The organism is Anaerofustis sp. NSJ-163, assembly GCF_024135845.1.
Lineage (GTDB): Bacteria > Bacillota > Clostridia > Eubacteriales > Anaerofustaceae > Anaerofustis > Anaerofustis butyriciformans.
Genome location: NZ_JAMYJV010000003.1, coordinates 1 through 12,311 on the forward strand (window position 1 = coordinate 1; position 12,311 = coordinate 12,311).

Here is a 12,311-nt window from a genome sequence, read left to right on the forward strand (position 1 = left end):
ATGCACATCTACATTTGTTATGATTTTCTTTTCGTATAACTTATAATCAAGAACTTCAACTGCTTCTTTTATAATTTCTGCAACATTTAATTTTTCAAGAGGCATTTCATTTTCATCTAGATCTTCAAGGCTGGATAACTTAAGTATTTCTTCTACCATTGTATCCATCCTTATGGCTTCTCTTTTTATTGTCGTGCTGTATTCAATTATCTTATCTTTATCATTTATAAGCCCGGAAGAAATAAGCTCTGCAAATCCTCTTATTGAAGTAATGGGAGTTTTAAGCTCATGAGAGGCATTTGCAAAAAATTCTTTTTTATATATATCAACGGCACTTCCAAAAGGTTTTATGGAGTCGTTCGCAAACTTCCTCGCTGCAACCCAAGATATAATAAAAGAAATTACTATAGCTAAAATAAATATAATAATTTTTGTAGCCAAATTACTGTAAATTGTACCCATAGAAACCATGACTCTCAAAATGTTACCATTCTTTAACACAATAGCCCCATACATAACTTTTTTATCAAGAGTTGAAGAACTTCTTATGGAATAACCTTCTCCTTCTTTAAGTGCCTGTTTAACTTCTTCTCTATTTTTATGATTTTCGGTAAGTTCTTTGTGTGTTGAATCAGCCAAAACAGTGCCATTAGGAGAAATAATTGTTACTCTGTAATTATCGGTTGAAATTGCTTCTAAATATTCTGCGTCTTTTTCATAATCAGTACTAAATTCGTAGGTTTCTTTAACGGTATGAAGGAAAGATTCTATTGTAGTATGATAGCCATTATCTTGATTTTTGGATAATACGAAAAAGAAGGACAAACTAAGTATTAAAGTACAAATAAGACCTACAAGAAAACTTCTTACAAATACGAATTTTCTCATTATCCTAATTTATAACCTATTCCTCTAACGGTTTTTATATACTTATACTTATCGTCTTCGCTTCCGATTTTATTTCTTAAAGTTTTCATATGCATATCAAGAGTACGACTTTCACCTTCAAAATCATATCCCCATACTTCGTTCAAAAGTTCTTCTCTGGTTACTACCCTTCCTTCGTTTTCAAACATATAAAGAAGTATTTTATATTCTTTCTTCGTAAGAACCACTTCTTCTCCGGAATGTGTAACCAAATAATTTTCTTTATCTATGGTTATGTCTTTATAACTCAATATATTATTTTCCTCTTTATAACTTCTTCTAAGCACGCTTTTAATTCTTGAAGAAAGCTCTAAAACAGAGAAAGGTTTAGTAACATAATCGTCGGCACCAAGCTCTAAAGCATTTACTTTGTCTATTTCACTGCTTTTTGCACTTAGAATAATTATGGGAATTTCTTTATATTTTTTACTGTTTTTAAGTAGTTTTAATGCATCTATGCCGCTCATTCCTGGAAGCATAATATCAAGAAGCATTAATTTAGGTTTTTCCTCTTTTAATGCAACCATCATGTCTTCACAATTTTCGTATACTTTTACGTAAAAATTAAATGCTTCCAATGAACATTTCAATAATTCGCTTATATTGTTATCATCCTCAACTACATAAATATAATTTCCCATAATTTTCACTATCCTTTATTACAATAATTTTTTGTTTTTATGTTCTCCCGTCAAATAGAAGATTACCCATTCACAAATATTTGTCGCATGGTCTCCTATTCTTTCAAGATACTTAATAAGCATTAACGTATCCATTGCAAGTCCCGGAGAGATTTCATCATTTTTAAGCCCTTTTATTATATCATCTCTGACTTCATAAAACAACTCGTCAACTTCGGCATCCGTTTTAATGGTAGTTTTTGCAAGTTCCAAATTGTCGTTGACAAAAGCAGAAATGCTCGAAGCAACCATTTCCAAATCTATGTTTGACATTTGTATAATCTTTTCATCTACAATTTTAAATTTTTCTTGATTTTTTTCTCTTTCGTCAGGTATGCAGATTGATGCTATATCAGCAGCATGGTCACCTATTCTTTCCATATCGGTAATCATCTTCATAGCCGTTGATATAAGTCTTAAATCGGAAGCAACGGGCTGTTGTCTTAAAATTAATTTAAGGCATCTTGCTTCGATTTTTCTTTCCATTTCATTTATTGCTTTATCATTTTCAATAATATCTCTTGCAATATCTTCATCATCACTTTCAATTGCTTCAAATGAAGACTTTATTGCCTTTTCAATCATAGAACCCATTTCAATAAGCTCATTATGTAATAAACCAAGTTCTTCATCAAATCTTCTTCTTGCACTCATTTATATATTTCTCCTTCCTGTTTGATAAGTTATAGTTAAGTATCAACCAAATCTTCCTGTTATGTATTCTTCTGTTTTTGGATGCTTTGGATTAGCAAACAAAGAAGAAGTTTTATTGTATTCAATTAATTCTCCAAGCAAGAAAAATGCTGTTTTATCAGAAATTCTTGCAGCCTGTTGCATATTATGAGTTACAATTACAACAGTATATTTCTTTTTAAGGTCAAATACCAATTCCTCTATCTTCATTGTAGAAATAGGGTCTAAAGCTGAAGTCGGTTCATCCATAAGAAGAATTTCAGGTTCAACTGCCAATGCTCTGGCAATACAAAGTCTTTGTTGTTGACCACCTGATAAACCAAAAGCAGATTTTTTAAGTCTGTCTTTTACTTCATCAAATAAAGCAGCACCTCTTAAACTTCTTTCTACAATTTCATCAAGTTCGCTTTTATTTTTTATTCCGTGAACTCTCGGACCATAAGCAATGTTATCATATATGCTCATTGGGAATGGGTTTGGTTTTTGGAATACCATACCTACTTTTTTTCTAAGCAATGTTACATCAATATCATTATCATATATATTTTCATTATCAATTAATATTTCCCCGGTAATTTTTACTCCATCTACCAAATCATTCATTCTATTTAAACTTTTTAAATATGTAGACTTACCGCATCCACTTGGACCTATTAATGATACTACTTCATTTTCTAAAATATCCATGTTTATATTTTTTAAAGCATGGTTTTCTGAATAATAAAGATTCATATCTTTAGTAATAATCTTTTTTCTCTTTTCCATTTTTCCTCCTACTTAGCCTCCAATTTCTTTGAAAGCAATCTCGCTGATACATTTATTATTAAAACAATAACTATAAGTATACTTGCAAGGGCAAAACATACTGATAAGTTTTCTCCACGTGATGCATATAAATAAAGTTGAACGGTAAGTGTTGCACCGCTTTTAAATATATGACTTATTACTCCGTCTGTTAACATATATCCCATACCTGATGTAAATATCAAAGCTGCACTTTCTCCTACGACTTTACCTATACTTAAAATTACAGCTGTTACGATACCAGGCATTGAACATGGAAGTAAAATAGTTCTTATTAAATGAATTTTTCTTGCTCCCATACCAAGAGCACCTTCTCTGTACATATCAGGCACACTGCTTAAAGCTTCTTGTGTAGTTCTTATTAAAGTAGGAAGAACCATAATCGCAAGAGTTAAAGCTCCTGATAAAATTGAAACACCAAAACCACAGAATATAGAAAAGAACATATATCCAAACAAACCGTAAATAATTGAAGGTATACCCGCAAGAGTTTGTGTTGTGAATTCAACAAGTCTTACGATTTTGCTGTCTTTCTTTGCATATTCATTAAGGTATATTGCACTTCCGATTCCTATTGGAACAGATACGATAAGTGTAAGTACTATCATATAAAGAGTATTTACAATCATTGGAAGAACCCCGACTGTTCCTTTAAGTTCGCTCGGAGATGTTGTAAGCATTTCCCAGTTTATGCTGCCTACGCCTTTAAATAAAACATATAGAACCAAAGACAAGGCAAGTAATGCTGTAAATCCTGCACATAAAATAACTAAGAGTCTTAGTATAGTATCACTAATTCTTAACTTTTTATTTTTCATATTACCCTCCTGTCCTTAATCGTATTTTTTATCTGCTTTATTTAAAATCATATTTAAAACAAAGTTTATTATCATAATGAAAATGAACAATACAAGACCTATTGCAAATAATGCATCTCTATGAGTTCCAACGGCATATGACATTTCAGATACGATACCGCTTGTCATCAGTCTAACTGAACCGAATAATTTTGGTAAGTTAACGCTGTTTCCCGTTACCATGATTACTGCCATTGTTTCCCCGATCGCTCTACCAATACCTAGAACAACCCCTGTTGTAATACCGCTTCTTGCAGCAGGAATTAATATTTTAAAAATTGTTTGCATTTTTGTTGCGCCAAGACCTAAAGAAGCTTCTTTATATTCATTTGGAAGAGCTCTTAAACTATCTTCACTTATTGTTACAATTGTAGGAAGTATCATTATCGCAAGTACAAGCATACCTGTAAACAAACATGCTCCGTATGATAAATTAAATACATTAGCAATAAAAGGTACAACCAATATTAATCCTACAAACCCGTAAATTACAGAAGGTATACCAGCAAGAATTTCAATAAATGGTCTTATAATATTAGCAACTTTTTTGTTTGCTACTTCACTTAAGAATACTGCTGTTAATACTCCCACGGGAACTCCTATTATTATTGCACCAAGAGTAGCACATATACTTGAAAGTATCATCGGTAAAATACCAAAGCTTGGGTTACTTCCTGTTGGATTCCATTCTGTCCCAAACAAGAAATGAAAAAGCCCTACATCTTTTATTGCAGGGAATCCTGAAATAATCATGTATAAACTTATTACTACTACACTAATAATAGAAACTACTGCGCAAACAAAAAATATTTTTTCAAATATACTTGATATTTTATCTTGTTTATATGTATTTTTTAGTTTCATTTATTTTCCTCTTCAATAAGCATTAATGCACCATATGGTGCATTAATGTTTTAATTATTTAATTTATGTAATTTATTATTTTACTTTTACAAAGTGGCTGCTTTCAACGATAGCTTGACCTTCTTCACTTAACATATATTCAACATATGCTTTTACTTCTTCAGAAGCATCTGTTTTTGTTACTACGATGAATGGTCTTTGAACCTTGTAGCTTCCGTCTGATACTGTTGCTTCTGTTGGAGCAACACCGTCAACTTTTACAGCTTTAACTTCATCATCAACATATCCTAAAGACATATATCCGATAGCGCCTTTTGTTGAAGCAACTGTTGATTTAACTTGACCTGTTTCGTTAAGTTCAGCTTTGTATTTACATTTTTCTTCAACACCAAGAATGCTTTCAAAACCATCTCTTGTACCACTACCAGCTTCTCTACCAACAACTACGATTTCTTCGTCAGCTCCGCCAACTTCTTTCCAGTTTGTGATTTTTCCTGTGTAAATATCAGCAATTTGAGCAGATGTTAAATCTTCAACACCATTTTCAGGATTTACTACGATTGCAATACCATCGATTGCTACTTGAGTAATTTGTAAATCATCTGATTTTTCTTCATCTTTAACATCTCTACTTAACATACCAACTTGAGCGCTTCCATCAACAACACTTGTTACACCTGCTGATGAACCTCCGCCTTGAACTGAGATTGTTACTCCGTTTTTAGCAAGGTAATCTTCACCCCATGCTTTTGCTACGCTTTCCATTGATGTAGAACCTGCCATTGTTATTGATCCAGTTCCTTCAGAGTTTGAACCGCATCCGGCAAATCCCATTAAGCATAATGCTGCTAAACCTACAGCTAATAATTTCTTTTTCATATTCTTCATTTCCTCTCTTTATTTAATATGGTGCTATGATATACCAATATTTAAACTTTGGAAATCATACTTAAGTAAAAGGAATGTAAAATAAAAGTAAAGCTGTAAATTTTTTATATATAAAAAAACACTTAAACTCTATATAAAGTTTAAGTGTTTTTTACTAATCAGGTATGACTTCATTTAAACAATTAAAGGCATTTAACGTTCTTGGAAAGCCTATATATGGCAGACACTGGGTTATAACCGCAATAAGTATTTCTTTTGTATTTCCTACATTAATATTTCCTTGAATATGAGATTTAACTTGACTTTCACATCCTCCAAGAGATATTAAACAACTTAAAGTAATTATTTCTCTTTGTTTCAAATCCAGGCATTTTCTTGTATAAAAGTCTCCAAAGCACATCGCAGATAAATAATTTTGTATATGTTTTTGATTTTTTGGTGCATTTTCATGTAACTGATCGATAACTTCTCCAAAAATTTCTTTTTGAACTTCCAACCCTTTTTCAAATCTATTATCTTCACTTGTTGTACTTTGGCTTTTTACAGAATACTCAATATTGTTTTCTTTAAAAACTTCTTTCATAACCTTCATAGCTTCATTAGTTTTGATAAATCCAACATAAGGAGAACATTGCAATATTGTTTCATTTATTTCTACACTGCTTATATTTAAATTTAGGGCATATTCAATATGTTCTTTAAGAGATGAAAATAAACCGCTTGCGGTTAAAACGCTTATTGTAATAAGCTCCCTAAATTTCTTATCTATTAAATCACTACTTTCAAATACTTCACCATAAATAAAATAATTCATTATTTGATTAAATTCTGAATCTAATATATTTTCAACATTTCCGTTTGAAACAAGGTTTCTTAAATTTTCTTTTGCTAAATTAATTCTGTCATCTTTCATTTTTATTCACCTCTGAGTTCCTTTTCTTTTTTAAGACATTTTTCATATCTTTCAATTTTTTTATTTAATCTTTCAAGAGTTTCCTGCATTGAATTAATTCTTTCAATTAACTTTTCTCTTTCTTCAAATAATATATCTTTTCTTGCTCTCGCAGTTTTGTCACCTTCTTCAAATAATTTTACATACTCTATTAAACTTTCAATTGAAAGCCCTGCTCCTCTCATACATTTAATAAATTCTACCCATCCAATATCTTTTTCAGTATAATCTCTTATCCCTGAAGAATTTCTTTTTACCGGCGGAATAAGTCCAATACGCTCATAATATCTAAGTGTATCTTGAGATAAATTCATTTTTTTACTAACTTCGGCTATTTTCATTTTTCTTACCTCTATATTTTAAATATATAATTTATAGCTATTTTTATTTTCTATATATAATTTACACCTTGGAGTTAACTCTAAGTCAATACTTTTATAAAAAAAGAACTGACAAAGCAGTTCTTTTTATTTTTTAATTATAGATTTATAAGTTTTAATCTTATTGTTTTCTTTTAAATCAGCCATAAACATATTAAATGGCTCATCTATTTCTGTTCTTAAAATATCATATTTATGTTCTTTTTTAATTTCTTCATCTAACTTAGAAGCAGCTTCTGCCTTTCTGTCGGCATCAAGTGCAACTAGAATTTGATCCATAGAATCTTCAAACTTAGGTTCTACGATATTTTTATCATAAACATAAACTACATGATAACCATATTCTGTTTTAACAGGTCCTATAACTTCACCTTTTTCAGCATCAAATACAGCTTCAGAAAACTCTTCAACCATATCTGAATACTTAAAAGCGCCAAGATCAGATGCCTGTTCAACACTTTCATCATTTTGATATTTGCTCATTAAATCATCAAAATTTGCCCCTTCTTTTTTTGCTTGTTCATAAATTTCTTTTGCCAAATCTTTATCTTGTGTCAAAATATGTTTTGCGCTTACTGTTGAAGTATCATATTGTTTTGTATTTTTTTCAAATTCTTTCTTTGCATCATCTTCTGTAGGTTTTTCATATGAAACTTCATCATGAAGTTTATTTTTGTAAGCATCGGCAGTTGCTACCCATGTAGCAGCTTCATCATATTGTTTTTTAGTTATTCCATATGCATTATATACAGATTCCATTGTTTCTGAACCATACATTGAATCATATGTTGAATTTTGTTTCTTTATATTATTTATTGTTTCATCTGTAACTTCAAGTTTCTTTGCTGTTCCTTCGGCATAAAAAGCAGCTTTTTCTTTTATTGTTTCTTCTGTGTCTTCTTTTATTTCTTCAGGAGTTTTCGATTCCGTAGTTGAAGAATCCCCGCTTGAATAATAAGAATTCATATAGCTGTTATATTCTTCTTCTATTGTTTTTTGAATATATATATAATAATAAACATATGCTGGAACTTCGATATCATCTACAGTCATATATGTTGAAGTCGCATAACCTTTACCCTGAACTTCATTTCTGAATTTATCCATGAAACCATTAGTATAAGTCATTGCTTCTGAATATGTCGTTGCAGCTTCTTTAAAGCTTTTTTCATCTTTAAAACCATATTTTTGTAAAACTTCCAAATAATCATCACCTGACATATACTGACTTTCTTCAATTCCGGCAAGTAAATTGTCTACTCCGTCTTCAACTTCTTTTTCATTAACTTTATAATCGTATTTATCAGCTACTGTTTTAAGAAGTTCTCTTTCAACCATATCATTAACAATATCTTCTTTCATAGTTTTAAAAGAGTCTTCATCTTCAGTTATATCTTGTCCTGTTGTAGCATAATAATATACAGCTGTAAAATTAACAATTTCATCCATTTGTGATTTTAAAATTTCCGTATCATTAACTTTTGCAACAGCACTTGAAGCAAGTTTTTCTTCATTTACTGTACATCCGCATACAGATAATACAAAAAGTAGTGATACAGCAATACCAACAACTTTATTTATAATAATTTTCATAACATTTCCTTTCTGTTACATAAACTTTTATATTAATAATGATTAATCTTATAAATTATACACAATATATCATAGATTATCAATTATTTTATCTATAAGCTTCATGATATTTACATGAACATTTCTGGTCTTTTTATAAGGGAAACATATTCTAATAAATTTTGTATTCTTTATAAATTTACCCTTAAACATTTCATATAGTTTATTCACTATATCTATATTAATTTCAATGTCTTTATCAAAATCAAAATATATTTCTCTATTTTGTTCATTTACGTTAATGCTTAATACATCTTTCATAGATGCCTTATTTCTAAGAAGGGATATATTAATTAGGTTCATTGTTGCAGACGGAATATCTCCATATACATCTATTAAATGATCTATAAGGTCTTCTTTGTCAGATTCTGTTTCAACACCCGCTATTTCTTTATAAGTAAGGATTCTTTGCATTTCATCTTCAATATAATTCTTTCCTATATAAGCATCTACTTTCATGTTTATACTTGTTTCTACTTCTTTTTTTAGCTTTTCTCCTTTGCTTTCTTTTAAAGCCTCTGAAAGCATTTTTGTATAAAGTTCATATCCAACCGAAGAAAAATGCCCGCTTTGATTTGCTCCTAAAAGATTACCTGCACCTCTTATCTGCAAATCTCTTATGGCAATTTGAAATCCCGAACCAAATTTTGTAAATTCATTTATTGCTTTAAGTCTTTTTACGGCAGTTTCGTTTAAAGCTCTGTTTTTTTCATAGGTTATATAGCAATAAGCATTTTTATTGCTTCTTCCAACTCTTCCTCTAAGCTGGTATAACTGAGAAAGTCCAAGATTATTACCGTCTTTTATTATCATGGTATTTGCATTTAATATGTTAAGCCCATTTTCAACTATCGCCGTACATACAAGCACATCAAATTCCTTATTTAAAAAGCTAAACATTGTTTTTTCAAGCTCTCTTTCAGGCATCTGCCCATTTGCAAATTCAACTTTTAACCCCGGAATTAATTTTCTTAAATATGAACATGTATTTTCTGCATTTTTTACTGAATTGTAAACAAAAAATACTTGTCCATCTCTTCTAAGCTCTCTGTTTATAGCTTCCTTAATTATATAATCATCGTACTCAAGTACATATGTTTCTGTTTCTTCTCTTTCTTTTGGAGGTTTTTCTATTGTGGATAAATCCCTTATACCTATTAAAGACATATTTAAAGTCCTTGGAATAGGTGTTGCCGATAAAGTAAGAGTATCTACATTTTCTTTTAAAAGTTTAAGCTTATCCTTATGCGCAACTCCAAACCTCTGTTCTTCGTCTACAACAAGAAGTCCTAAATCTTTAAACTGAATACTATCGGAAAGCAGTTTATGCGTTCCTATTACAATATCCACTTTTCCTCTTTTTAATTTATCTATTATCTTATCTTGCTCTTTTTTCGTCTTGAATCTGGATAGCATTTCTATACTTACGGGAAAATCTTTAAACCTTTCAACGAAAGTATCGTAATGCTGCATAGCAAGAATTGTCGTTGGTACCAAAACTGCACATTGCTTTGAATCCATACAGGCTTTAAATACAGCTCGCATGGCAACTTCTGTTTTCCCAAAACCTACATCCCCACATACAAGCCTGTCCATAGGATAAGGTTTTTCCATGTCTTCCTTTACTTCTCTTACACATCTTTCCTGATCCTCAGTAAGCTCATATCCAAAACTATCTTCAAATTCTTTTTGCCAAGGAGTATCGGAAGAGAAAGCATATCCTTTTATTTCTCTTCTTTTTGCATAAAGGGTTATATATTCTTTGGCAAGCTCTTTTACAGCCTTTTTTGTTCTGGCTTTTGTATTTTCCCAAACCTGAGAACCTAACTTGTTAAGCTTTGGAGGTGCATCATCACTTCCTATATATTTACTTACAAGATGCATCTTATTTGCAATTACATAAAGTTTGTCACTTCCCGCAAACTCTATCTCCAAATAGTCGTTATATAATCCTCCGGCTTCCATGTTTACCATACCAAGATATCTACCTATACCATATGTTTCATGAACTACATAGTCCCCTTTTGATATCTCGCTGAAAAATGCTTTCTCTTTCTTTTTATCAGATTTTTTTACTGTTTTTTTTGTTTCTTTCTTCTTTAAAATATCATTATAAGAAAGAATAAACATTTTTTCACTTAATATATTTACACCGTACTTTATATTTTCCTTTACAAAAGCAATTCTTCCTTTTGCAATATTTTCGCTGTAAGTTAATTTGTAATTATCCAAAAACTCGCTTAAGTTCTTTTTTTCTTTTTCATTTCTATATGTTATTAAAACTTTATAATCATCTTTTAGAAAAGAAACTATACTGTCTATTAAAAAATGAATATTTTTTACATAATTGATATTGTCTGCGGATTTTATTTCTATTATATCTTTGCAGAAAAGATTATTTGAGGTCATAGACAAATCAAAATAAATCATGGAATTATTCCTTATAAATATTTCCTCTACATGTGAAAAAGTAAAATGATTGTTTACCTGATTATTAAGAATTTTTCCATGTTCATAAAGGTCTTTTAATTCTTCTTTGTTTTTTTTGTAAAAAGAATTGTAGCTTTTCTTTAATAGACTATAATCATCAAAAATAATTATAGGATCTGTAAATAAATCTAAAACAGACTTTAATTCTTTTAATGCATAGAAAACATATTTGGTTGTAGAATTTGTATTATCTTTTATTTTTTCATAAAGTTCTCTGTAATTTTTGTCTATTTCTTCGTCCGTATTCTTTGCAATATTTTTTTCTAATTTTCCTCTTGCTTTTTTATTAAGTTCCTTTAATTTCTCAAAATTTAAAATACTTGTTTTTGCGGGAACTAAAGTAAAACTTTCAAGCATATCAATACTTTTACCTGTTACAGTATCAAATGTTCTTATTGAATCTATTTCATCATCAAAAAACTCTATTCTTACAGGTTTTTCTTCCCCCATAACGAATACATCGACAATCCCGCCTTTTACGCTGTATACACCTTGCCCACTTACTTCATATTCTCTTTCATAGCCGAAGTACTCAAGAGTTTTTATAAAATCATCTATATCCCATATATCTTCTACTTTTTTTGTAATAATATCTTCTTTAGTAAAAAATACACCCTTTTCACATATTGCATTTATAGATGTTACAATAATCTTTTTCTCATCCATTAATGCATTTTTTATTACACTTACTCTTTTATTTGTAAGCTCCATTGAATGTGCATCTATAAACTCATGAGTTATAGGCTTTTGTGGATAATATAAAATATCGTCTTCACCTTTAATATCTATAAGTTCTTTATATACTTCCTTTGCCGCCAAATCATCTTTTAAAATATATATTATAGGATTGTTTTCTTTTTCATAAGTATACAAACTAAGCATATTTTTTAAATTCGCACTTACGCCATGAACAAATATGCTTCCTTTTTTATCATCAAATTTTATTCTTTCACCTAATTTTGTTTCGTTAAATATCCTACCAAACATAAATACCCTCTTAATGTTTTATTAAACGCATAAATTATATATTATTATAACATAATTAAAAAATTGCATTTTAAAATATATCATATTTCCAAATAATAAACATATCAAATTAATTGTATTTTTTAAATATTTTTATTCTTTTTTAACTTACTTCTCA

General features: G+C 29.8%; 11 protein-coding genes. All 11 read right to left on the reverse strand.

Annotated elements, in window-relative coordinates; translation table 11 throughout:
• Positions 1–888 (reverse strand): HAMP domain-containing sensor histidine kinase (locus M6G78_RS03370; RefSeq protein WP_253229604.1); only part of this gene is annotated, 888 nt, incomplete at its 3' end.
• Positions 888–1,568 carry a winged helix-turn-helix domain-containing protein gene (locus tag M6G78_RS03375; protein ID WP_138267949.1) on the reverse strand — a complete coding sequence of 227 codons (681 nt, stop codon included), beginning with the start codon at positions 1,566–1,568 and terminating at the stop codon, positions 888–890. The genes M6G78_RS03370 and M6G78_RS03375, both read right to left, overlap by 1 nt.
• A gap of 18 nt (positions 1,569–1,586) precedes the next feature.
• Positions 1,587–2,261 carry a phosphate signaling complex protein PhoU gene (phoU, locus tag M6G78_RS03380; RefSeq protein WP_138267948.1) on the reverse strand — a complete coding sequence of 225 codons (675 nt, stop codon included), beginning with the start codon at positions 2,259–2,261 and terminating at the stop codon, positions 1,587–1,589.
• Positions 2,262–2,303: 42 nt separating this feature from the next.
• The gene (pstB, locus tag M6G78_RS03385) at positions 2,304–3,065 is read right to left on the reverse strand and encodes a phosphate ABC transporter ATP-binding protein PstB (protein WP_138267947.1); all 762 of its coding nucleotides are present in this window, start codon (positions 3,063–3,065) and stop codon (positions 2,304–2,306) included.
• 8 nt (positions 3,066–3,073) lie between these two features.
• Entirely contained in the window at positions 3,074–3,922 is an 849-nt protein-coding gene (pstA, locus tag M6G78_RS03390; RefSeq protein WP_138267946.1) for a phosphate ABC transporter permease PstA, read from the reverse strand.
• A gap of 15 nt (positions 3,923–3,937) precedes the next feature.
• Complete coding sequence (pstC, locus tag M6G78_RS03395) at positions 3,938–4,825, reverse strand: phosphate ABC transporter permease subunit PstC (RefSeq protein WP_138267945.1); 888 nt, start codon at positions 4,823–4,825, stop codon at positions 3,938–3,940.
• A gap of 75 nt (positions 4,826–4,900) precedes the next feature.
• The gene (locus tag M6G78_RS03400) at positions 4,901–5,704 is read right to left on the reverse strand and encodes a phosphate ABC transporter substrate-binding protein (RefSeq protein ID WP_253229605.1); all 804 of its coding nucleotides are present in this window, start codon (positions 5,702–5,704) and stop codon (positions 4,901–4,903) included.
• A gap of 163 nt (positions 5,705–5,867) precedes the next feature.
• Positions 5,868–6,626: a carboxymuconolactone decarboxylase family protein gene (locus tag M6G78_RS03405; RefSeq protein ID WP_253229606.1), complete on the reverse strand. Its 759-nt coding sequence runs from the start codon at positions 6,624–6,626 to the stop codon at positions 5,868–5,870.
• A gap of 2 nt (positions 6,627–6,628) precedes the next feature.
• The gene (locus M6G78_RS03410; protein ID WP_138267942.1) at positions 6,629–7,006 is read right to left on the reverse strand and encodes a MerR family transcriptional regulator; all 378 of its coding nucleotides are present in this window, start codon (positions 7,004–7,006) and stop codon (positions 6,629–6,631) included.
• Between the two features lie 126 nt (positions 7,007–7,132).
• Positions 7,133–8,638, reverse strand: coding sequence for a peptidylprolyl isomerase (locus M6G78_RS03415; protein ID WP_253229607.1), 1,506 nt, complete (start codon positions 8,636–8,638; stop codon positions 7,133–7,135).
• 69 nt (positions 8,639–8,707) lie between these two features.
• Complete coding sequence (gene mfd, locus M6G78_RS03420) at positions 8,708–12,154, reverse strand: transcription-repair coupling factor (RefSeq protein ID WP_253229608.1); 3,447 nt, start codon at positions 12,152–12,154, stop codon at positions 8,708–8,710.
• Between the last annotated feature and the right edge of the window lie 157 nt (positions 12,155–12,311).

Bases quoted from the DNA above. Each gene is read 5' to 3' on its own strand.
- M6G78_RS03375 (WP_138267949.1), bottom strand. From the start codon at position 1,568: ATGGGAAATTATATTTATGTAGTTGAGGATGATAACAATATAAGCGAA.
- phoU (WP_138267948.1), bottom strand. From the start codon at position 2,261: ATGAGTGCAAGAAGAAGATTTGATGAAGAACTTGGTTTATTACATAAT.
- pstB (WP_138267947.1), bottom strand. From the start codon at position 3,065: ATGGAAAAGAGAAAAAAGATTATTACTAAAGATATGAATCTTTATTAT.
- pstA (WP_138267946.1), bottom strand. From the start codon at position 3,922: ATGAAAAATAAAAAGTTAAGAATTAGTGATACTATACTAAGACTCTTA.
- pstC (WP_138267945.1), bottom strand. From the start codon at position 4,825: ATGAAACTAAAAAATACATATAAACAAGATAAAATATCAAGTATATTT.
- M6G78_RS03400 (WP_253229605.1), bottom strand. From the start codon at position 5,704: ATGAAAAAGAAATTATTAGCTGTAGGTTTAGCAGCATTATGCTTAATG.
- M6G78_RS03405 (WP_253229606.1), bottom strand. From the start codon at position 6,626: ATGAAAGATGACAGAATTAATTTAGCAAAAGAAAATTTAAGAAACCTT.
- M6G78_RS03410 (WP_138267942.1), bottom strand. From the start codon at position 7,006: ATGAAAATAGCCGAAGTTAGTAAAAAAATGAATTTATCTCAAGATACA.
- M6G78_RS03415 (WP_253229607.1), bottom strand. From the start codon at position 8,638: ATGAAAATTATTATAAATAAAGTTGTTGGTATTGCTGTATCACTACTT.
- mfd (WP_253229608.1), bottom strand. From the start codon at position 12,154: ATGTTTGGTAGGATATTTAACGAAACAAAATTAGGTGAAAGAATAAAA.